This window comes from Sphingomonas arantia, from assembly GCF_042682045.1.
Lineage (GTDB): Bacteria > Pseudomonadota > Alphaproteobacteria > Sphingomonadales > Sphingomonadaceae > Sphingomonas_R > Sphingomonas_R arantia.
In genome coordinates this window covers 900532-923073 of sequence record NZ_JBHUGS010000001.1, presented here as the reverse complement: position 1 = coordinate 923073, position 22542 = coordinate 900532, and the positions used below count along the sequence as shown (strand labels likewise).

Below are 22542 nucleotides of genomic sequence, written 5' to 3'. Positions count from 1 at the left end.
GCGTCCGCCCAAGGGTCCGGTTCGACGTGAGAACGCCACTTGCCCAACCACTCCGTCATCCCGACGCACGCCGGGATGACGGAGAGGAAGCCGAATCTCAGGCCAGCATCCCCAGCGGCTTCTCGACCAGCCGCTTGAACGCCGCCATCAGCTGCGCGCCCACCGCGCCGTCGATCGCACGGTGATCGAAGCTGCCCGTCGCGGTCATCACGGTGGCGATCGCCAGTTCCTTGCCGACCACATACGGGCGCGGCTCGCCCGCACCGACCGCCAGGATCATCGCCTGCGGCGGGTTGATCACCGCATCGAACTGCTTGATCCCGAACATGCCCAGGTTGGAGATCGACGCGGTGCCGCCCTGATACTCCTCCGGGGCCAGCTTCCCGTCACGCGCGCGTGCCGCCATGTCCTTGGCCTCGCTCGCGATCTTCGACAGCGGCTTGTTCGCCACGTCGGTGATCACCGGCGTGATGAGCCCGCCCGGGATCGCGACCGCCATCGACACGTCCGCGCGCCCGAACTTGATCAGCGTATCGCCGGCAAACTGCACGTTCGCGTCCGGCACCTCGACCAGCGCCACGCCCAGCGCCTTGATCAGCAGGTCGTTGACCGACAGCTTGATCCCGCGACTCTCCAGCCCGGCATTCAATTCGCCGCGCAGCTTCAGCAGCGCGTCGAGGTTGCAATCCACCGTCAGGTAGAAATGCGGCACGGTCTGCTTCGACTCGGCCAGTCGCCGCGCAATCGTCTTGCGCATGTTGGACAGCTTGATCGTCTCGGACGGCACACCCGCCGGAGCCGCCGCGGGGGCAGCAGCCGCCACGGGCGCCGCAGCCTTCGCCTCGACCGGCTTCGCGGCCGGTGTCGTAGCAGCAGCTGGCTTGGCCTTGGGCCCGGCCTCGACATCCGCCTTCACGATCCGACCCTTCGGCCCCGACCCGGTCAACGACGCGAGGTCAACGCCCGAGCTTTCCGCCAGGCGACGCGCCAACGGGCTTGCCTTGATCCGGTCGCCAGCGGCCGGCTGCGGTGCCGCGCCTGCGGGGGCCGCAGCGGCGACCTCTTCCTTCGTCGCGGTCGGCGTATCGGTCTCCGGGTTCGCGCCATAACCCTTCTCGGCCACCGGCGGGGACGACGCGGACGCCGCGGCCACCGGCTCGGCACCGCCAGACGACGCGGCGGGCGCAGGCGCAGCAGCCGGCGCAGATGCTGAAGCAGCCGCGGTGGACGCGTCCTCGCCCTCTTCGGCAATGATTGCGATCACGGTGCCGACCTTCACGCCGTCGGCGCCCTCGGCCACCAGCAGCTTCACGATCACGCCTTCGTCGACGGCTTCGAATTCCATCGTCGCCTTGTCGGTCTCGATCTCGGCGATCAGGTCACCCGAAGCGACGGTATCGCCCTCTTTCACCAGCCATCTGGCCAGCGTGCCCTCCTCCATCGTGGGGGACAGTGCGGGCATTTTCAGCTCGATGGGCATGCGGAAAACCTCTTGGGGCAGACTGTGGCCCCGTCCATCCGCCATCGGGGGGGCACCGGTCAAGGCCCGAGCCTCCCCGCGGACCTTGCGAAGCAGCCTCCGATCGCGCACGATTTGCCGTGACGACGAAGGAAAATTACCGATGCGGACCTACCTTGTGGTGATCGACGAAAGTGCCGAGGCCCGCGTCGCGCTGCGCTTTGCGGCCCGCCGCGCGGCCAAGACCGGTGGCGGCATCGAAATTCTCGCCCCCATCGCCCCGCCCGATTTCGTGCAGTGGGGTGCCGTCCAGTCCGCGATGGAGGAGGAAACCCGCATCCGGATCGACGCGCTGATCGCGCAGGTCGCGGGCGAACTGATCGAGGAAACCGGCCTGCGTCCCGCGGTGACGGTCGTTCAGGGCGAACCGGTCGCCTGCGTCCGCGAACGGCTGCGTCACGAACCGCCGATCGCCGCACTCGTGCTCGGCGCCGCGGTCGGCCCCGGCCCCGGCGCGCTCGTCACCCACTTCGCCGGCGCCGACGCCGGCACGCTCAGCTGCCCGCTGATGATCGTCCCCGGCTCGCTCGACGACTCCGCGATCGACGTGCTGAGCTAGCGTCCCCAAACCGTCCCTGCCGAGTGCAACCGAGGGGCGCGGATCCGGTCCGGTCCCTTCGGCGGCCGGAAAATCTCAGCGCCGCCGACGAGTCCCCGAAACACGTCGCGCCGGCACGATCTCCTCGGTCACGGTCGTAACGGTGGTCCGCACACCCGGCGCCGTCGTGGTCACCACGGTCCCGGGCGCATAGCCGCTCCGGTTCGCCTGCACCGTTACCCCGTCGCCGCTCACGCCACGTCCCTCGGCAAAGCCCTTCCGATACCCGTCGTCATAGGCCCGCTCCAGCACGGTCCCGCGCGGCCGCGTCGGCACCGCAGCCGTCGCACCGGACACCACGCCCGGCCGGTTCCAGTCGACGCCGTAGCGCACATCGGCGATCCGCCCGTCCGCCCCGACCAGCACCGCATCGCTATAATAACGAACCCAGTTCTGTCCCGTGCCCGGCGCACTCAAACCCCAACGCTCACCGTCGCGCACGCGGAACACCGGTGCCGCGAACCGCGCGGGCATCGTCCCGCCACGTTCGAGCCGGACATAGGAGCCCGTGAACGCCGCCGCCGCCGGGTTACCGACCTGCGCCGCCTGGGGCACGCCCGTGTCGCCGCCGGCAGGTCCCTTCCAGGGCGAACTCGACCAACCTTCGCCGTTCCAGCCGCCGCCCGTCGGCGTCTGCGCAAGGGACGGCCCCGAAAGTCCGAGCGCTGCCGCCAGCACGACCGCACAAGCCGCCCCGCGGCGCACCCGATCCGATCTCACAATGTCCGCCATGGCCGCACTCCCTGTCCTGCCGTCCGATCCAAAGGAAACGGACGCGCAACGTTCCAGGTTGCGTACCAGCCGGGGAGCCCGACAACCATGCCCCGCCGCGTCCCGAATCGGGGCAGGCTCAGCCCGCGATCCGCGGCCCCAGCATCGCCATCAGCGCTTCGCACCCCGCCTGGTCCGCCGCGTCGAACCGGCCGGCGCGCGGACTGTCCAGGTCCAGCACGGCGATCAGCCGCCCGTCGACCATGATCGGCACGACCAGCTCTGCCGCCGACGCCGTATCGCACGCGATATGCCCCGGAAAGGCATGGACATCGTCCACCCGCTGCGTCTTGCCGGTCGCGGCGGCCGCGCCGCACACGCCCTTGCCGAACGGGATGCGGATGCACGCCGCCTTCCCCTGGAACGGCCCCAGCACCAGCTCGTCCGGCCGCGCACCGTCGACGCGGTAGAACCCCGCCCAGTTCAGGTCGGGCAGATATTCCCACAGCAACGCCGCCGCATTCGCCATGTTGGCGATCGCATCCGGCTCGTCCGCGGTCAGCGCGTCGAGCGCGGCCCCCAGGTCGCGGTACAGCGCCGCGCTGTCCCCGCGGCCGGCGATATCGAACGTGAACATCCGCGTCTTCCTTCCTGCCCGTCAGTCGTGGCTCGGCCGCCCGCGGTCGCGCTTCACAGCACCACGGATCGCCTTGCCCTCCATCCGCCGCGTTTGCGACCCCTTCGTCGGTTTGGTCGGCCGGCGCTTCTTCGGGATGATGGTCGCTTCCTTGATCATCGCGACGAGCCGGTCGCGCACCTCCTGCCGGTTGAGCAGTTGCGACCGCGATCCCTCGCTGCGCAGCACCAGCACGCCCTCGCGCGTCATGCGCGATCCGGCCAGCGCCGCCAGCCGGTGCTTCACCACGTCCGGCAGGTTCGGCGAATTGGCGATGTCGAACCGCAGCAGCACCGCGCTGTCGGTCGTGTTGACATGCTGCCCGCCCGGCCCGGACGATCGGGTGAACGACTCCACCATCTCGTCGCTGTCGATCGCGATCATGCGGGTGATGGGAACGGCGACCATCGCGCTGCGATATCCCGGTTGGAGGCCCGACGCTATACGCTCAGGCGGCGTCCGGCCCGGCCATGTCGTCCAGCGCGGGCGCTTCCCACCCGGCGAATGCGGCGGGCAATGGCGACACCGCGGACACGGGCGGCTTGCCGGCGCGCGGCACCTTGATCGTCCAGGCGTGCAACATCATCCGCGGCCCGTGCTGGCCATGCTTGCCGTACACCGGATCGCCGACGATCGGCAGGCCAAGCCCCGTCGCGGCATGGACGCGCAACTGGTGCGTCCGCCCGGTCTTCGGCGTGAACAGGATCAGCGACCGGCCGTCACGCACTGCGATCCGCTGCCACTGGGTCACCGCCGCCTTGCCCTTGCCGCGCCGCTCGTCGACGACCATCCGCCAGCCGGCCTCCGCGGTCGAAACCTTGGCCAGCGGCAGCGAGATCTCGCCCGCCTCCGTCTCGGTCACGCCCTCGACCACCGCCAGATAGCGCTTCTCGACCGACCCGGCCTCGAAAGCCTGCTGGAACTGCTTGTGCGCCCGCGGCGTGCGGGCGAGAAGCAGGCAACCCGACGTGTCGCGGTCCAGCCGGTGGACGATCGTCGGCCAGCGCAGGAACGTGAACCGCAGGCTTTCGAGATGGTTGGCGACCGAAGTCACCCCGTCGCGCGGCTCGTCGACCGGCAGGCCGGACGGCTTGTCGACCACGATCGCCTCGGCGTCGATGAACAGGACATTGTCGGATAACATGCCGCGCCTATGGTCGCGTTCCGCTTGCGGTGCAACCAGAGCGGGTGACGGGGATAAACGGAACCCCTTGCGACGGGCCAGCACGCCCGCCCCCAAATAGTCATCCCGGCGAAAGCCGGGATCTCCCTCAGGTGAAGCGCACACGCCAAGCCCAAGAGAGATCCCGGCCTCCGCCGGGATGACGCGGCAGGTCAGTATTGAGCGGGAGCCCTAAAGCCCCCCGCCCCGAACCTCACCCGTGCAGCTTCGCCGCAGTCTCCGCGACGCGCTTGCCCAGATAACGCGCGCCGTCCAGCTCCTCCGGCCCCACCGCGCGGCTGCCGTCGCCGCCCGCGATCGTGGTCGCACCATAAGGCGCGCCGCCGACGACCTTCTCGTGACCCATCTGACCCTGGAACCCATAGTCCAGCCCGACGATCGTCATCCCCATGTGCATCAGGTTGGTGATGATCGAGAACAGCGTCGTCTCCTGCCCGCCATGCTGGCTGGCGGTGGAGGTGAACGCCGCGCCCACCTTGCCGTTCAGCGCGCCGGTCGCCCACAGGCCGCCGGTCTGGTCCCAGAAGTTCGACATCTGCGACGCCATCCGGCCGTAACGCGTACCCACACCGACGACGATCGCGTCATAGTTCACCAGCTCGTCCACGGTCGCGATCGGTGCGGCCTGGTCCAGCTTGTAGTGGCTGTTGCGCGCCACCTCTTCGGGCACCAGCTCCGGCACGCGCTTCACGTCGGCGGTCGCACCCGCGGCGCGCGCGCCCTCGGCGATCGCCTCCGCCATCGTCTCGACATGACCATAGGCCGAATAATAGAGTACCAGGACCTTCGCCATCGCATGTTCCTTCGCTTGAATCGTCCGACCCATATTGTGCGTCACGGGCCCGCTTGAAAACGGAAACGTCGGCAATCCACCGGTGCCAATCCGTCACCACCCGTTGCCTTTCGACGCGGCTGCGGCCGAAAAGCCGCACTTACCGCCAACCTTGTAAGGATCGAACCACTTCGTTTAAATCGCTGTTAACCTTTTGCCTTCATCTATCGGATGGTTAATAAACGAGACGATGCGCGGCAGTCCGGAAGACACCCGCGCGCTGACAGGGGCCTGAACCATGCGCGTGCTGCTGATCGAAGACGAGCCGACGACCGCCAAGGCGATCGAACTGATGCTGCACGGCGAGGGCTTCAACGTCTACGTCACCGACCTGGGCGAAGAGGGTGTCGATCTCGGCAAGCTCTACGACTACGACATCATCTGTCTCGACCTGAACCTGCCGGACATGCACGGCTACGACGTGCTGAAGAAGCTGCGCGTTGCCAAGGTCCAGACGCCCGTCGTGATCCTGTCCGGCATCGGCGAAATGGACTCCAAGGTCCGCGCGCTCGGCTTCGGTGCTGATGACTATATCACCAAGCCGTTCCACCGCGAGGAACTGATCGCCCGCATCCATGCGGTCGTCCGCCGGTCCAAGGGCCACAGCCAGTCGGTCATCCGCACCGGCAAGCTGGCGGTCAACCTGGACGCCAAGACGGTCGAAGTCGACGGCAGTCGCGTCCATCTGACCGGCAAGGAATACGCGATGCTGGAGCTGCTCTCGCTGCGCAAGAGCACGACGCTGACCAAGGAAATGTTCCTCAACCACCTCTACGGCGGCATGGACGAGCCGGAGCTGAAGATCATCGACGTCTTCATCTGCAAGCTGCGCAAGAAGCTCAGCCTGGCCTGCGGTGGCGAAAACTACATCGAAACCGTCTGGGGCCGCGGTTATGTCCTGCGCGATCCGGAGGAAGCGCCGGTCGCCAAGGTCGCCTGATCCTGTCGCCGGGCGCGCGGTGGCGATGAACCGATCGGTTCGCGTCGCAATCCGCAGCGCCCGGCGATGCGACTTTTGGCCCTCCCCGCTGGTTATTGTCACCGCGGGCCAGTCGTGGCATCGCGCGTCCTCAATTTTCCAAGCGCGGAGTCTGTTTTGCTCAACTGGACGATCGGGTCGGCTGTCGACGTCGACGGCGCCGCCTGTATCCTGACCCATCCCGGCGTGGCCGGCCATGCAGTCTTCGGTGATTATCACGACTATCCGGCGGGTAACTACGCCGTCGAATTCCAGATCGCACCGATCGCCGGACAGGCGTTCGACCCGGACCAATATGTCGCCGAGGTTGATGCCGTCCTTGGCAACGACACGATCCAGCTTGCGCGCCGCGGCATCCACCTGTCGGACCTGACCGGCGGTACGACGCGCTTCGTGCTGACGTTCCGGCTGGACGAACCCGGCCGGCTGCAGTTCCGGGTCGGGGTGAACGGCGTCGTGCCGCTCGTCATCGCCGACGCCCGTCCGCTGGTCAGGCTGACCGAGGAGAGCACCGATGTCGAACCGCTGCTCGCGCACGCCCGCTTCCCGGATATCGACAGGCCCGACGCCCCGCCATTCCTCGTCGAACACCGCGAGGTCCTGCGGCGGCTCCACTCCAGCGGCTTCGGCGTTCGGGTGCAGGACGGCGACGTGGTGCTGGACGCGGACGGCGTATCGTTCCTCGCGCGCGTCGCCGACGACCTCAACTTCGTTCAGGAGATCTTCTTCGAACAGGCCTATAATATCGGCACGCCGGGCGATGCCTGCGTGATCGACATCGGCATGAATTCCGGCCTCGTCACCCTGCTGATGGCGCGACGCGACGTAGTGAAGGAGGTCCATGCCTTCGAACCGTTCGCCGAAACCCACGCGCGCGCCTGCGCCAACATCGCCATCAACCCGCATCTGGCGGAGAAGATCACCACCTACCAGGTCGCCCTGGCGGACCATGATGTCGACGGCACCTTCCTCGTCCGCGACGAACGGGATTCGGGCTCCATGTCGATCCGCACGCTGGGCGAAGGCGTTCCGGCGGATCTCCGGATCCGCGACGCCGCCGGCATGCTCGGCCCGATCATCGCAGCTGCCGCCGCCAAGGGTCGTCAGATCATCGTCAAGGTCGACTGCGAAGGGTCCGAGTTCGCGATCTTCGAGTCGCTGGAGAAGGCGGGCTTGCTCGAGCAAGTCACCGCGTTCATGGTCGAATGGCACCGCGTGTTCGACGGCAAGAGCCAGGCGACGCTGATCGATCCCCTGCTCCGGCGCGGCTTCGTGACATTCGACCGCAGCCCGAAGACGGGCAACGGTTTCTTCTATGCTGTCGCGGCCATGCGGGCCTGACGGCGATGAACAATTGGAATGCGGAATGAAGATCAGCGCGCTTTGGCGGAAACGCAAACCGGAACCGGCCGCACCGGTCCTGAGCGATCACGACCGGATGGCCCTGCTCACGGCGCTGCTCAACGACCAGTCGCAGCCCAACATCAACGCGCTGAGCGTTCTGGTGCGCAACATCGATCTGATGGCGCTGAACATCAAGACGCTCGGCTACGACCTCGCCAAGGCACTCGGCGCGGCCTTGCCGGTCCGCACCGACACCGTCGCGCGCCATGTCGGCCTGTCCAGCAAGATGTCGACGCAGGCCGATCTGGAAAGCGACTGGGTTGCACACTGGTGTTCGGAACTGAAGGTCCCGGTGGTCTTCCACCGCAAGCTCTGGGAACTGAGCTACATTCTGCAGGCCGTCTACGAAACCGGCAACCTGCGCCCCGGCGCGCGCGGGGTCGGCTTCGGGTGCGGCAATGAACCGATGGCCAGCTACTTCGCCTCATACGGCGTGGCCTCGACCGTCACCGATCTGGCGGCAGACGACAGCCGCGCGCAGGACTGGTCGGGCACGAACCAGCACGCGGCCCAGGTCGACGCCGCCTTCCACGCCAATCTCGTCGACCGCGCGACGTTCGACCGGCTTGTCGACTATCGCACCGCCGACATGAACGCGATTCCCGACGATCTGGTCGGCTACGACTTCTGCTGGTCGATGTGCGCGTTCGAACATCTCGGCTCGATCCAGCAGGGCGTCGATTTCGTCGCGAATTCGCTCAAGACGCTCCGCCCCGGCGGGATCGCGGTCCACACGACCGAATTCAACATCAACCCGAACGGCGGCACGATCGACAACTGGCCGACCGTCCTGTTCCAGCGCCGCCATTTCGAGGAATTGGCCGCCCGCCTCGCCGAACAGGGCCATGTCGTCGCGCCGTTCGACTTCGACCCGGGCGACAAGCCGCTCGACCGCTTCATCGACCTCCCGCCCTGGCAGGACGGCGTGCTCGAGACGCTCAGCGCCAACCTCGGCCAGCCCTACCACCTCAAGATCGGCGTGGACGGCTTCGTCTCCACGTGCTTCGGAATCATGGTCACCAAGGCAAGCTGAGGGCGGGAACACAGACGCCCGTCCCCCAACCCGTTTGGTTCGAGCCTGTCGAGACCTCCGCGCTACGGTCGCGACAAGCTCAAACCAGGTAGCCGACAGCACCCCGGAAACCTGCCCCGAACGGAGGCGGAAACTTCACCCCCCCGCCGGCTCGTCCTTCCCCGACGCCGCGCGCGTCAGCCGCACTTCCTGCGCCGGTGTCTCCAGATGGATCCCTGCCTGCGCGAACCGGTCGATCATCTCGAACAGCACCGCACTGCGCGCCGGGTACGCCGCCCGCGGCCCGCTGACATAGGCGAAGCTCTTGAACGTCACCTGCCCGCCCGCCAGCGAATCGATGAAGATCAGCGGCGCGGGCTCGTCGAGCACCCCTGGATTGTCCTCGTAGATCGCCGACAGGATATCGCGCACCGCCTTCGCATCCGTGCCGACCGGCACCGCGAAATCGATCTGCATCCGGCCGATCGGGTCGGCCAGCGTCATGTTGCGGATCGTCTTGGTGATCAGCTCTGAATTGGGCACGATCAGCGTGGACCGGTCGGCGATCTGGATCTCGGTCGCCCGCACGCTGATCTTGCGCACGTCGCCCTCCTGATCGCCGATCCGGACGAGATCGCCGATCTTCACCGGCCGTTCCGCCAGCAGGATCAGCCCCGACACGAAATTCTGCGTGATCGCCTGCAGGCCGAACCCGATGCCCACCGACAGCGCGGACAGCACCAGCGCGATCCGCTCCATCCCGATACCCAGCGACGCTAGCGACCACAGCACCGCCAGCAGAATCCCGGCATAGCGCACCACCGTCGCCACCGAGTTCCGCGCCCCCGCATCCAGCGCGGTCGCCGGCAGATATTTCGTCTCCAGCCAGCGGCCCAGCGCGCGCATCGCGGCCAGCGCCAGCAACAGCACCGCCAGCGACCGCAGGATCGCCCCCGGCGCGATCGTCACCTGGCCCACCGTGATGCCCGCCGCGGCATCGCGCACCTGATCGACCATCGACAGCAGGTCGGACTGGAACCCGACCGCGACCGCCGCGATCGCCAGCACGATCAGCGCCAGCCGCAGCAGTGCGGACAACAGCACGCCGATCTGGTCGATCGTCTGCCCGCGCACGCCGACGCCCGCCTGCGCCGCGCGGCCCAGCCGGCTGCCCGACGACAGCAAGGTCGTGACGATATCGTCGATCCCGGCGAGCAGCAGCGTGACCGCGCCCGACACCACCGAGATCCACAGCGTCTGCCGCATCAGGAACAGCGCGAACGGCACATAACCGGCCAGGATCGCGACCAGCGCCACCGCCACCACGCTCCACGCCGCCAGCAGGACCAGCGTCAGCGCCGCGCGCCGTGGTGGCTCGACCGCGTCACCCTTGCTGTTCGCCGCCCGCTCCGCATCGCGCGCCGCGCGCAACCGCGCGATCGTCACCAGCACGCCGCCGATCACCGCGGCATAGGCCAGCGCGGTCACCCCCTCTCCCGCCACGCGCGCGGACGTCGACAACCCGATGATCCGGCTGCCCCCGTTCAGGATCGTGTCGAGCACGATGATGAGCCCCGCGGCCCAGCCCCACGGGCGCAACGCCTGCGCCGCATCGTCGCCGATCGGCAACAGCCGCCACGACGGTTGCCGCCGCAGCAGCAGACAGCCGCACAGCGCGATGATGAACCCGGCCACGCTGCCGCCCACCTGCAACGCGGTGGCCAGCTGGTCCGCCCGCGCGCCGAGCGCGCCGGCCCAGCGCAGTCCCAGCACCAGCGCCGCTGCCGCCAGCGCGTTCGCCAGCGTCCCGACCAGCAGGAACCACAGCGCCAGCCCCGTCCGCCGCGCGCGGCTGCCCGGCGCGCTGGTGATCGCATAGCGGCGCCCCGCCCGGCGCAGCCACAGCCGCACAGGAAACGCGATCACCACCGCCAGCACCAGCCCGACGAACATCATCCAGGCGTTCCGCCCGCGCATCGCACGGCCGAACGTCGCGCCCGCCTCGTCGACGAACCGCATCACGCGACGCATGTCGCGCGGCAGGTCGCGCCAGATGTTCGCCCACAAAGCGGGGCTCAGCGGCGATTCCACCCGCGCCGAAACGCGTTCCCCGAACTGCTCGGCCCGCGCACCGGCGATCTCGTCGGTCAGCTGTGCGGCCTCGACCGACAACAGCCGCCCGCGCTTGATCGCCCCGTCGATCGCCGCATGCGACGCGGCCAGCGACCGGCGTTGTGCGGCGATGTCGGCCGCCTCCGCGGTCGCCGGCTTCGGCCCCAGCTCCGCGATCCGCGCATCAACCAGCGCCAGCTCGGGGGTCAGCTGCGTCACCGCCTCGTCCGCGCGCGCCTTCACCACGCTCGCCCGGTCGCGCAGCGTCGCCTGCACCTCCGCGCTGGCCGACGCATCGAACGCCGCGTCGATCTGCTTCAGCTCCGTGGTCGCCGCGACCAGCGTCGCCTCCGCCGCATCGGTGCGCACCGTCACCTGCGCCGCCACCGGCGCGGCGAAGGACAACATCATCAGCAAGGCGAACAACAGGCGCATCGCCACGCCCCTAGCGGGTCCGGCGTCGGGTTTGAACCCGCCCCCGTCCTCCCTCACCGCGCGCCGTCGTTCCACAACAGCACGCGCACCGTCTGTAACAGGATCAGCAGGTCGAGGAACGGCGTATAGTTCTTCGCGTAATAGAGGTCATATTCCAGCTTGTGCCGCGCATCCTCCAGGCTCGCGCCATACGGATAGTTGATCTGCGCCCAGCCGGTGATGCCCGGCTTCATCATGTGCCGCTCGGCATAGAAGGGCAGTTTGGATTCCAGGTCCGTCACGAACTGCTGCCGCTCCGGCCGCGGGCCCACGAAGCTCATGTCGCCCATCAGCACGGTCCACACCTGCGGCAGCTCGTCGATCCTGAGCTTGCGCAGGATCCGCCCGACGCGCGTGATGCGCGGATCGTCCTTTTCGGCCCACACCGCCATGCCCGCGACCTCGGCATCCTGTCGCATCGATCGCAGCTTCACGATCGAAAACTCGACACCGTACAGCCCGACGCGGTGCTGGCGGTAGAAGGCCGGCCCCTTGCTCTCCATCTTCACGATCGCGGCGAACAGCAGCACGATCGGCGCGGTCACCACCAGCAGGATCAGGCTGACGACCAGGTCGAAGATCCGCTTGGCGACCTTGAATAGCCGCTGCCCTGACGAAAACCCGTCCGAAAAGATCAGCCAGGACGGATTCACGCTGTCCAGATCGACGCGCCCCGTCTCACGCTCGAAGAAGCTCGACAGCTCGTTCACATGCACGCCGGTCGTCTTGATGCGCAGCAGATCGGCCAGCGGCAACGCGTTGCGCCGCTCGTCCAGCGCCAGCACGACCTCGCTCGCGTTCAGGTTCACCACATGCTCGGCCAGGCTCTCGATCGCGTCGCGGTGGATCGCCGACGAGATCCGCGGCGGATCCTGCGTCATGCCGATATAGCCGACCACCAGGAAACTCGATCCGGGCACCTTGGCCAGGTCGCGGATCCGCTCCGCGCGCCGCCCGGCGCCCAGCACCATGATCCGCCGCTTGAACGCATGCCCGCCGATCATGCCCGCGAAGATCGCCCGGAAGAGCATCAACACCACGAACGCGACGCCCACCGCATAAACCGAGTTCGACCGCCACAACGTCAGCCCCGGCATCAGGAAGAACAATAGTGCCAGGAACGCGAGCCCCAGCGTCATCGCTACGAGCAACCGCGCCGCGGCAAAGCGCATCGATTGCAGCGCCTGCGGCCCGTACGCACCCACCGCCATCATCGCCAGCTGCACCGCGACCGCAAAGCTGAAGAGCTGCGCGATCCGCGTGTGGATCGGCAGGACCTTCGACCCCAGCTGCCAGATCCGCAGGACCCAGCCCGCCTCCGCGCACGCCACCAGCAGCCCGAACTCGACGAGCGCGAGGAACAGCACCGCATAGGGCACATAATGTTTGAAAAGCCTGATCACATGTCTTGTCCGCCGCGCCCCTGCCCGTTGCCCCCGCCCTCCTGCCCGAACTTTGCGAACAATTCCCTTAGAAACGGTTTCGCCACACGATCGCGACGAACCGGTGCCGGCGTGCGGGCTGCGTCCGGGCGCCCGGAACGGCGGCACCGTACGCCTCGTTCTTTCCCCAGAACGACGGAGCCAGACGCATGACGAACACCACAGCCGCCGCAAAAAGAGCCTTGGGAAACAGCGGGCTGACGATCGCGCCACTCGTGCTCGGTGGCAACGTCTTCGGCTGGACGGCGGACCGCGCGGCCGGCTTCGCGGTGCTCGACGCGTTCGTCGCGGGCGGCGGCACGATGATCGATACGGCCGACGTCTATTCCGCCTGGGTGCCCGGCCATGCCGGCGGCGAATCGGAAACGCTGATCGGCGAATGGTTGCGCCACTCCGGCCGGCGCGACGACGTGCTGATCGCCACCAAGGTCGGCATGCTCGCGGGCGACGGTGGCGACGGCCTCGCCCCGGCACGGATCGCCGCCGCGGTCGACGCCTCGCTCCGCCGGCTCGGCACCGACCGGATCGACCTGTATTTCGCGCACCGCGACGATCCGGCCGTGCCGCTGGCCGAGCCGCTCGACGCGTTCGACCGGCTCGTCCGCGCCGGCAAGGTCCGGGCGATCGGTGCCTCCAACTTCACCGGCCCGCGGCTGGACGAGGCGGCCAACGTCGCCGCCGCGCACGGCCTCACCGCCTTCAGTGTCGTCCAGCCGCACTATAATCTGCTCGAACGCACGGAGTTCGAAACCACGCTGCTGCCCGTCGTGCGCGAACGCGGGCTGGGCGTCATGCCCTATTACGGCCTCGCCGCCGGGTTCCTGACCGGCAAATATCGCCGGACGACCGACCTGACCGGCGCACGAGCAACCGGGGCCGGCCGCTACCTCGACGCCCGCGGGCTGGCCATGCTCGGCGCGCTCGATCTCGTCGCCGCCCGCCACGCCGCCAACCCGGCCCGCATCGCGCTCGCCTGGCTGATGGCCAGGCCGTGCATCACCGCCCCGATCGCCAGCGCGACCAGCGCCGCGCAGGTCGCCGATCTCATCGCCGCGATGCACATCACATTGACCGCAGACGACATCGCCGCACTGGATGCCGCCGGAGGCTGATCGACGGTGTTGCGCCGAAAGCACGCCGATGGACGAACCCGACACGCTTCCTCGCCGCGGCCGGCAACACTGCACGGCGCGTCCGCGACTTAACGGACTGCAACTTTCCGTGCGCACGTCGCGTAGTCACGGACCGTGAGAAAACCGCCCTGGATGCCCTAGTGTCAGGGGCTGAATCCCGCCTGCGGAACCCGCTTCGACGAGCCTCCAGCCTCGTCGTTTCGGCCGGGTGGCGGTCGCAAAACCCCAACGGCGCGACCCCGGTCGTTGCCTGATTGCCACACTCGACCAACATGTCGCATGTCGGTGGGTCGCTTTGTTACAAATTGGATGCTAGCTGGCCCTCTTCCGGACGAGCCGATTCGACGCGTCCACGGAAAGAATGTGCTCTTGTTGCAACACTCAGAAATTGTTCCGTTCGGGTTCGCAACCGCAGCGTGACTGGTCTGTTTCGACGAGGCTGCCACCGAACGAACAGTTCTGCCGGTGGCTATGTATTTGGCTTAGTACGGAAGGTTATCCGATGAAGAAACTCCTCCTCGCCGCGCTCGTTGGCGCCACGATGATCCCAGCCGCTGCCTTCGCGCAGGACACCGCTCCCGACGGGACCGCGGCGTTCGCGATCGAGCCTTACTTCGGTATCCAAGGCGGCTACCATGACTTCGACAGCGACAACCGTGGTCCGCTGACGTCCAACTGCAACGGCGCGTCGGGTTGCCCCGATGGCGGCCTGGTCGAAGGCTTCGCTGGCGCGAACGTCGCGGTTGGCCCCGGCTTCGTCGGCGTCGAAGGCAACGTTGCCAAGGGCTTCAAGGGCCTCGATTGGGAATATGGCGTGATGGGCCGCGTCGGCGCCCGCGCCGGTGAATCCGGCCTCATCTACGGCAAGTTCGGCTACCAGTGGGTCGACACCAAGGACAAGGGCAAGGACGACAACTGGGCCTACGGCATGGGCGTTGAAGTCGGTCCGAAGGACATCGGTCTCGGCGGCCTGACCGGCAACTCGGGCGCGCGTCTCCGCCTCGAAGCCACGACCTACGACTTCCACAGCATCCGTCCGATGGCCGGTGTGGTTTTCCACCTGTAATCAAGCCCGCGGCCCGCAAGGGCCGCGTACCTGACAGACACGGGCGCGGTTTCTCCGGAAACCGCGCCCGTTCTCGTTTGGACGAAGTGCAGCCTCATCCAAGGCGCACAAGGGCCCCCTCTCCCCTCCGGGGAGAGGGCTGGGGAGAGGGGCTTAAACCTGACGAGCCCGATGAGCTTGGGGGCAGGTCGAGCGCCGAAGACGACGGACGGTCGGCACCCCAATCAAGCTATGGTGTTTAGCGAGGGCAGATGGTGGATGGCTTACACCCGGCGTCTAAGCCTCGCCCCAACCTCAAACCGCTTATCCTGAGTAGGGGCTGAGCGAAGTCGAAGACCCGTATCGAAGGACGAGCCCCGACCTCGATCATAATGCTTTCACCGTGCGCCACCCCACCCCCAAACCCGTTCGGTTCGAGCCTGTCGAGAACGCCGCGCAACGTTCTCGACAGGCTCGAACCGAACGGATCAGCGGGGAGTTCGGAAGGGCAGGTACATTCCTCAGAACCCTGCTTCGATACGAGACCTCGATACGGGCAGGGGGGCTACTCGGTCTCTACTCAGCACGAACGGGGTCGTGGGTTCTGAAACGCTGCGCTCGACCGAGTAGGCACCAGCCCCCTCACCCCTTAGGCATCAACTCCAACGCAGCCGTCACCATCGCCTCGGTCGCGGTCGAGATCGTCACCGCGGCATCCGGCGCCCAGAACGGGCTGTGGATCGACGGCAGCTTCGTCGTGTCACCCCCCGCCGCATCCCATTTCGCCTGCGGCACACCACCAACCCAGAACAACAGGCTTTGCACGCCGTCCTGGTCCAGGCTGAACCGGCTGAAATCCTCGCCACCCATCTGCGCGCGCTGCTGCGTCACGCGGTCCTTGCCGAAGCGCGCGGCGAACGCCTGCGTCAGGCGACCCGTCACCGGCTGCGTGTTCAGCGTCGCGGGCGTGAACTCGTCCTTCACCACCATCACCGGCATCCGGTCGTCCGGCATCCCCGCCGCGATCGCTTCGCCCTTCGCGATGCGCGCGATCCCGTCCAGCAAAGTCTTGCGCACCGCGGGCGTATAGCTCCGCACCGTCAGCTGCAGCCGCGCCTCGTCCGGGATGATGTTGTGCTTCGTCCCGGCCAGGAAGCTGCCGACCGTCACCACACCCGCATCCTGCGCATCGATCTCGCGCGCGACCAGCGTCTGCAACGCGGTCACGATCCGCGCCGCCAGCACGATCGGATCCTTCGCCAGCTGCGGATAGGCGCCGTGCCCGCCCACCCCCTTCACCAGCAGGTCGACCGAATCGACGTTGGCCATCGTGTATCCGTCGGCATAGCCGATCGTGCCCGCCGGTAACGCGGCACTGTCGTGGAACGCCACCGCGAACGCCGGCTTCGGGAAGCGCGTATACAGCCCGTCGTCCAGCATCGCCTTCGCGCCGGACCCGATCTCCTCCGCCGGTTGCGCGACCATCACCAGCGTGCCGGACCAGCGATCCTTCATCGCCGCCATTCGCCGCGCCGTCCCGATCCACGCCGTCATGTGCGTGTCGTGGCCACACGCATGCATCACCCCCGTCGTCGCCCCCTCGCGCGTCCGCGACGTCGCCTTGCTCGCAAACGCCAGCCCGGTCCGCTCGACTAGCGGCAGCGCGTCCATGTCCGCACGCAGCAGCACGACCGGCCCCGGCCCGTTCTTCATCACCGCCACGACGCCCGTCTTGCCGACCCCGGTCGTCACGGAGAAGCCCAGCCGCTTCGCCTCCGCCGCCAGGATCGCGGCGCTGCGCACCTCCTCGAAACTCAGTTCCGGATGCGCGTGCAGGTCGCGGTAGATCGTCAGCAGTTGTGGCATGTCGCCCTGCACCGCGCTCGCCAGCGGATCCGCCGCCGCCGGTACCGCAATCGCCGCCAGCAACGCGGCCACACTCGCCCGAACCGATCCCGTCATCATCATTCCCCCCAGCACGGATCAGGCCGGCACCAGCTCCATCACGTCGAACAGCGATTCCCAGCGCGGTGCGGGCAGCAGCAGCCGCCACCGGTTCGGCCCGATCCGTTCCAGCCCACCCACCATATCGCGCTCCGGATCGCGCCCATATTCCAGCGCACGCCGCTCGTCCCCCAGCATCATCGTGCCCAGGAACACCATGCGCTGGTCGTTATGCGGATACAGGATCCCCACCGGCCGCTGCGATCCGTTCAGCTTGATCAGCCGCAACGTCCCGTTCGGCCCCGCCGCGATCTGGCAGTTGAACGCCGGATAGGCGACATAGTCGAGCAGCCCCGGCCCGCGGGCGCCCAGCTTCGTCGTGCGACACCGATAGGCCCCGACCGGCGGCACCACCCCCGGCACGGCGCGATCGGGTTGCAGCAACGCGCCCTCCGCCGCGATCTTCGCCCGCGCGCCCGATCGGTTGGCGCGGGCCAGCGCCGCGACCCAGCTGTCGCGCCAGTTATGCAGCCGCAGCCGGTCCTCGCTGCTGATCACCGCGCGCCACCCGCCCGGCACCACGGGGGCGACGGGCGCGATCCGCGCCATGTCCCGCGTGCCGCCCACCGCGGGCAACACACCGCCGACGGGCGCGGTCCCGGTGGCGCAGCCGGCCACCAGCAAGGACAGGATCGGCAGGACGACAGTCGGACGCATGGAAACTCCCTGCCCCGAACATAACCTTAACCGACGCTTGCGCAACCGATCGCGTCAGGCCGCGGTCCAGCCTCCGTCCATCGACAGGTTCGCCCCCGTGATCGCCTTGGCCGCATCGCCGCACAGGAACAGCGCCAGCGCCGCGACCTGCTCCGCGGTCACGAACTCCTTCGTCGGTTGCGCGGCCAGCAGCACGTCCTCCATCACCTGTTCCCGCGTCATCCCGCGCGCCTTCATCGTGTCCGGAATCTGGTTCTCGACCAGCGGGGTCCAAACATAGCCGGGGCTGATGCAGTTCGCGGTGATGCCGTGCTCCGCCACCTCCAATGCCACCGTCTTGGTCAGCCCGTTCAGCCCGTGCTTGGCCGCCACATACGCCGCCTTGTTGGGGCTCGCGACCAGCGAGTGCGCCGACGCGGTGTTGATGATCCGCCCCCAGCCCTTCGCCTTCATCCCCGGCACCGCCGCGCGCATGACATGGAACGCCGACGACAGGTTGATCGCCAGGATCGCGTCCCACTTCTCCACCGGGAATTCGTCGATCGGCGCGACATACTGGATGCCCGCATTGTTGATCACGATGTCCGGCCCGCCCAGCGTCGCGGCGCACTCCGCCACCATCGCCGCGATCTGATCGGGCTTCGTCATGTCCGCCGCGCTATACGCCGCCTTCGCGCCCGACAACGCCGCCAGTCCCGCACGCTCCGTCTCGATCGCCGCGGCCTCGCCGAACCCGTTGATCATCACCGCGGCACCCTCCGCCGCCAGCGCCTTGGCATAAGCCAGGCCGATGCCCGACGTGGACCCGGTGACGAGCGCGGTCTTGCCTTGAAGGAACATGCTGCCAACTCCCATAGTGTTCCCCGGCGGAGGCCGGGGCCTAGGTGAAACGCCGAACTACTTCTTGCCCAGATCGAACGCCGCGGTCTTCCCGTCGAGGATGTTCTTCGCCACCAGCCCCGAGTGGGTCATCACCTCCGCCACCGCGACATGGCCCGCCGCCCAATGCTCGTCCATCGTCCGCGCGGAAAACTCATAATCGCGTGATCCGCCCTCCCACGCATTCGCGCGGTAGATCAGCTGGACGACATTGGCCGCATAATCCCGCGCCGCATCGCGCAGCGCCGCGACATCCGGATCGTCCGCCAGCTCGGCGGGCAGCTTCACCAGCACCGCGCGGATCAGTTCGCGTTCGCGGCGCAGGCGGATCATCATGTCGGACACCTGCCGCGTCCGGCTGCTGAACTGGATCTCCTTGGCGCGCGCCGCCACGTCCATGATCGTCCGCGGATGCTCGTTCGACGCGGGGAACAGGTCGACCTGGAACACCAGCATGTCGGCGAACTGCGTATCGAGCACATGGCTCAGCGGCGTGTTCGACACCAGCCCGCCGTCCCAGTAACAACGCCCGTCGATCTCGACCGGCGGCAGGCCCGGCGGCAGCGCGCCCGACGCCATGATGTGCCGCGCGTCCAGCCGCTCTATCCCGCTGTCGAAATAGCGGAAATTGCCGCTGTCGACATCGACCGCCCCCACCGACACCCGCACCGGCCCGTCGTTCAGCAGGTCCCAGTCGATCAACGCGTTCAGCGTCTCGGCCAACGGCGCGGTGTCGTAGAAACTCAGCGCGTCGGGCGTGCCCGGCATCGCCAGCATCGGCGGCACCATCCGCGGGCGGAAGAAACCCGGCACGCCGAACGTCGCGACCATGCCCGCCGACCATTCGTGCAGCCACTCGCGCGCATCGGTCGTCTGCCAGATCGGGAAGCTCGGCAGCATCCCCGACAGCATCGTCCAGAACTGCCGCAGCCGCTCGACACGCTTCTCCGGCGGATTGCCCGCGATGATCGCCGCGTTCACCGCACCGATCGAGATGCCCGCGACGTGATCGACCGAGATCCCCGCTTCGTCCAGCGCCTCGTAAACACCCGCCTGGTACGACCCGAGCGCACCGCCACCCTGCAGGACGAGCGCGACCTCGTCCGGCAAGGGCAGCGCCGCGTCCCCCCGCCGGCCGGCGCGAGACCGCACGGCGGGCCGCACGCCCGGATCGCGATCCGCCATGCTCAGCGCGCCGGCGCGGACTGCGACCACGCCGCCAGCGGCGCACGCTGCGCAGCCTTCAACCCGGCGCGGTAGCGGATCTGCGACACAGACGTCTCGGCCCCCTGCCGCGATGCCGGCGGCAGATTGGCCTGCGCATAGGTCGCGACCCGCGTCGCCACCGCCGGGTCGGACGCCTGCCCGGCCAGCCCGACGATGTAGCGCGGCCGCGAGCTCGCCTCGACCAGCGCGTTCACCTGATCCTTGTGCGCCGCCGCCCAGTCGAACGTCATTCCCGGATGGGCATAGGCCGCCCCGCGGATCAGGTTCGCACGGTCCGGCACCGTCGCCTCGTTGGTCAACGCCAGGTCCAGCGCGCGCTGCGCCAGCGCGGGGTCGGCGACATTGCCGAGCCGCGAATAGAGGCTCCGCCGCACGCCCGCATCCTTCGACGACGCGGCCAGCTTGCGCATCGCCTCCCACTGTTCCGGCGTCGCATTAGACAGATACACCGTCGTCACCGGCTCGCGCACTGCGCCCGGAATATCGTCCAGCCCGCCGGCGACCAGCTTGCGTGCGCCCGCCACGACCTCCGGATCGCCCATCCCGCCCAACACCTGGATCAGCGTCTCGCGCAGGATGCTGTCGGACGGCGTCTCACCCGTCCGCGCGACGAACCCGACTCGCCGGAACTGCGGCGCCAGCAACCCGCGCGCCCGCGTCCGAAACGCCGCCTGCGCGGGATCGCCGTCGAGCAACCCGTCGAGCGCCCCCAGCTGCGACGCCGCGAGGTCCCACACGATCGGCGAGGACGCCTGCGGAATACGGTCGAGCAGCGTCAGGTAGCGGCTCAGCGGCGCATAACCGCCGTTGGCCAGCGCGACGCTATCGCCCATCAGCCCCAGCTGGTCGGTCAGCGCCAGCTGCCCGAACCCGCGCGACAACGTCTCGAAATGCTTCGGCGCGGTCAGCGTGCGGTAATAACCCTGCTGGCGCGGATTGATGACCAGCGGACCGCAGCCCGCCGCCGTCGCGCTCTGCCGCGCCGCGCCGCTCACCGTCGTGGTCGTGGACGCCGCACCCGCGGTCATCTCGACCGGCACGATCCAGCGCTGCGCCACCTTCGATCCAGCATCCAGCCCGAACCGCCCCTGCGACAGGCCGATCCGCGTCCGCCCACCACTGCACACCGGCTCCGTCCCGGTGATCAGCGGTACGCCGCCCTGCAGCGTGAAACTGTCCATGAACGGCTTCACCGGCCGCCCGGCCGACGCCGACACGGCCTGCCACAGGTCGTCCGTCACGGTGTTGCCGTACTGGTGCTTCGCCATGTACGCGCGCACGCCGTTGCGGAACGGGTCCGGCCCCACCGCACCCTCCAGCATGCGGATCACCGCCTGACCCTTCTGGTAGGTGATGGTGTCGAATGCCTGCGACACCTCGTCCACCGTCCCGATCTTCTGCACGATCGGGTGCGTCGATGCGCGCGCGTCGACGCCGAACGCCGCCTGCCGCGCGCCCGCCACGTCCTGCGCCGGCACGTTCCAGTCGGGGTTCAGGTCGCCGGTGACCTTCGCCGCCATCCACGACGCGAACCCCTCGTTCAGCCACAAATCGTCCCACCACCCCATCGTGACGAGGTCGCCGAACCACTGGTGCGCCATTTCGTGCGCCACGACGTTGAAGATGTCCTGACGCTGCGTCTCGGTCGACAACTTCGGATCGAGCAGCACCGCCCGGTCGAAATACAGGATCGCTCCCCAATTCTCCATCGCCGAGAAGAACTGGCTCGACCCCGGCGCCGCGATCATGTCCATCTTGGGCAGCGGGTAAGGCACGCCGAAATAGTCGTTATAATAAGGCAGGATGCGCGCTGCGGCATCCAGCGCATAGTCCGCCTGCGCGAGCGCGCCCTTGCGCGTGATCACGCCGATTTCGGTGTTCCCCACCATCCGCGCCTTCCGCTCGATCTCCCCCTGCCCCAGGAACAGCAGGTAGCTCGACATCTTCGGGCTCTTGGCGAACGTCACCACCGTCTTGCCGTCAGCGCGCTTGGCCTGGCTCGCGATCGGCATGTTGGAGAAGCTCGACTGCCCCTTCGGCGTCACCGCGGTCAGGCTGAACGTCGCCTTCGCGCCCGGCTCGTCCCACATCGGTGCGAAGCGCCGCGCGTCGGCCGGCTCGAACTGCGTCACGACCATCCGCTTGGGCGTGTTGCCGTCCTGGTAATCGACCGCGAACATCCCCGCCGCGCTCTCGTTGATCTTGCCGGAGAAGCTCATCGCCAGCCGGTGCGTGCCGGCTGCGACGGGCTTCGCGAAATCGAGCGTCAGCGTCTGCGCCGCGGCGTCCAGCGTCAGCTTCGACGGCGTCGTGCTGTCGTCCAGCTTGGCATAGCCCACCGCCAACTCGGCGGCGTTCAGCACGATCCGCGTCGTCGGGCGCGCGACCGCGATCGTCACCGTCTCGCTACCGGTGAAGTTCAGCTTCTGCGCATCCGGTTCGACCGAGATGTCGTAATGCAGCGGCGTCACCCCCGGCGGCAACCGCCCCGGCTGCTGCACGCCCACCGCCGGCAACGGCGCGGGCGCGGCCCCGATCAGCGTGACGGAGGCGAGGAGCAGGGCGGACAGCCGGGCGTAGGATTTCATCGGATGGTCATTCCCATATGGCAGGACGGCGATCGTGGGACGATTACCGTGGATAGTCTTGCCTAAT

19 protein-coding genes are annotated in these 22542 nt (G+C 68.1%); 6 read left to right on the top strand and 13 right to left on the bottom strand.

All coding sequences use genetic code 11. The features are described 5' to 3' along the window. Positions 1-97: 97 nt before the first annotated feature. On the bottom strand, positions 98-1480 hold the full coding sequence (locus ACFSGX_RS04380) for a pyruvate dehydrogenase complex dihydrolipoamide acetyltransferase (protein ID WP_380927757.1): 1383 nt from the start codon (positions 1478-1480) through the stop codon (positions 98-100). A gap of 142 nt (positions 1481-1622) precedes the next feature. Here ACFSGX_RS04380 and ACFSGX_RS04375 point away from each other — a divergent pair, with 142 nt between their 5' ends. After that, on the top strand, positions 1623-2078 hold the full coding sequence (locus ACFSGX_RS04375) for a universal stress protein (protein WP_380927755.1): 456 nt from the start codon (positions 1623-1625) through the stop codon (positions 2076-2078). A 75-nt stretch (positions 2079-2153) separates the two neighbouring features. On the opposite strand, the gene ACFSGX_RS04370 is transcribed toward ACFSGX_RS04375, so the two are convergent. From ACFSGX_RS04370 to wrbA, 5 genes are all read right to left on the bottom strand, one after another. Further along, complete coding sequence (locus ACFSGX_RS04370) at positions 2154-2849, bottom strand: RcnB family protein (protein ID WP_380927753.1); 696 nt, start codon at positions 2847-2849, stop codon at positions 2154-2156. A 118-nt stretch (positions 2850-2967) separates the two neighbouring features. Beyond that, positions 2968-3465, bottom strand: a complete 498-nt coding sequence (locus ACFSGX_RS04365; RefSeq protein ID WP_380927751.1) for a GAF domain-containing protein — start codon at positions 3463-3465, stop codon at positions 2968-2970. Between the two features lie 21 nt (positions 3466-3486). After that, complete coding sequence (gene arfB / locus ACFSGX_RS04360; protein WP_157175165.1) at positions 3487-3912, bottom strand: alternative ribosome rescue aminoacyl-tRNA hydrolase ArfB; 426 nt, start codon at positions 3910-3912, stop codon at positions 3487-3489. 40 nt (positions 3913-3952) lie between these two features. Beyond that, on the bottom strand, positions 3953-4648 hold the full coding sequence (locus ACFSGX_RS04355; protein ID WP_380927749.1) for an RluA family pseudouridine synthase: 696 nt from the start codon (positions 4646-4648) through the stop codon (positions 3953-3955). A gap of 232 nt (positions 4649-4880) precedes the next feature. Next, on the bottom strand, positions 4881-5480 hold the full coding sequence (wrbA, locus tag ACFSGX_RS04350) for an NAD(P)H:quinone oxidoreductase (RefSeq protein ID WP_380927747.1): 600 nt from the start codon (positions 5478-5480) through the stop codon (positions 4881-4883). A 277-nt stretch (positions 5481-5757) separates the two neighbouring features. On the opposite strand from wrbA, the gene ctrA reads away from it, so the two are divergent. The 3 genes from ctrA (at position 5758) to ACFSGX_RS04335 (ending at position 8935) form a co-directional block, all read left to right on the top strand. After that, positions 5758-6459 carry a response regulator transcription factor CtrA gene (gene ctrA, locus ACFSGX_RS04345; protein ID WP_157175162.1) on the top strand — a complete coding sequence of 234 codons (702 nt, stop codon included), beginning with the start codon at positions 5758-5760 and terminating at the stop codon, positions 6457-6459. A gap of 114 nt (positions 6460-6573) precedes the next feature. Next, positions 6574-7839, top strand: a complete 1266-nt coding sequence (locus tag ACFSGX_RS04340; RefSeq protein WP_380927745.1) for an FkbM family methyltransferase — start codon at positions 6574-6576, stop codon at positions 7837-7839. Positions 7840-7936: 97 nt separating this feature from the next. Beyond that, entirely contained in the window at positions 7937-8935 is a 999-nt protein-coding gene (locus ACFSGX_RS04335; RefSeq protein ID WP_380927743.1) for an SAM-dependent methyltransferase, read from the top strand. A 135-nt stretch (positions 8936-9070) separates the two neighbouring features. On the opposite strand, the gene ACFSGX_RS04330 is transcribed toward ACFSGX_RS04335, so the two are convergent. Together ACFSGX_RS04330 and ACFSGX_RS04325 are read right to left on the bottom strand one after the other, a co-directional pair. After that, complete coding sequence (locus ACFSGX_RS04330) at positions 9071-11461, bottom strand: DUF3772 domain-containing protein (RefSeq protein WP_380927742.1); 2391 nt, start codon at positions 11459-11461, stop codon at positions 9071-9073. A 53-nt stretch (positions 11462-11514) separates the two neighbouring features. Then, positions 11515-12903, bottom strand: coding sequence for a TIGR03013 family XrtA/PEP-CTERM system glycosyltransferase (locus ACFSGX_RS04325; protein ID WP_380927741.1), 1389 nt, complete (start codon positions 12901-12903; stop codon positions 11515-11517). Between the two features lie 188 nt (positions 12904-13091). Between ACFSGX_RS04325 and ACFSGX_RS04320 the strand changes: the two genes are divergently transcribed. Continuing rightward, entirely contained in the window at positions 13092-14054 is a 963-nt protein-coding gene (locus ACFSGX_RS04320) for an aldo/keto reductase (protein ID WP_380927739.1), read from the top strand. Positions 14055-14577: 523 nt separating this feature from the next. Continuing rightward, entirely contained in the window at positions 14578-15141 is a 564-nt protein-coding gene (locus ACFSGX_RS04315) for an outer membrane beta-barrel protein (RefSeq protein WP_380927737.1), read from the top strand. Between the two features lie 621 nt (positions 15142-15762). On the opposite strand, the gene ACFSGX_RS04310 is transcribed toward ACFSGX_RS04315, so the two are convergent. The 5 genes from ACFSGX_RS04310 to ACFSGX_RS04290 are packed head-to-tail and all read right to left on the bottom strand — an operon-like array spanning position 15763 to position 22475. Continuing rightward, positions 15763-17082 (bottom strand): amidohydrolase, encoded by a 1320-nt coding sequence (locus ACFSGX_RS04310; RefSeq protein ID WP_380927735.1) that lies wholly within the window; start codon positions 17080-17082, stop codon positions 15763-15765. Between the two features lie 21 nt (positions 17083-17103). Further along, positions 17104-17781 carry a DUF4893 domain-containing protein gene (locus tag ACFSGX_RS04305; RefSeq protein WP_380927734.1) on the bottom strand — a complete coding sequence of 226 codons (678 nt, stop codon included), beginning with the start codon at positions 17779-17781 and terminating at the stop codon, positions 17104-17106. Between the two features lie 54 nt (positions 17782-17835). Further along, a complete protein-coding gene (locus tag ACFSGX_RS04300) occupies positions 17836-18621 on the bottom strand; it encodes a 3-hydroxybutyrate dehydrogenase (protein WP_380927733.1) in 786 nt (261 codons plus the stop codon). 57 nt (positions 18622-18678) lie between these two features. Beyond that, entirely contained in the window at positions 18679-19845 is a 1167-nt protein-coding gene (locus ACFSGX_RS04295) for a patatin-like phospholipase family protein (protein ID WP_380928241.1), read from the bottom strand. 2 nt (positions 19846-19847) lie between these two features. Then, a complete protein-coding gene (locus ACFSGX_RS04290) occupies positions 19848-22475 on the bottom strand; it encodes a M1 family metallopeptidase (RefSeq protein WP_380927731.1) in 2628 nt (875 codons plus the stop codon). Positions 22476-22542: the final 67 nt, after the last annotated feature.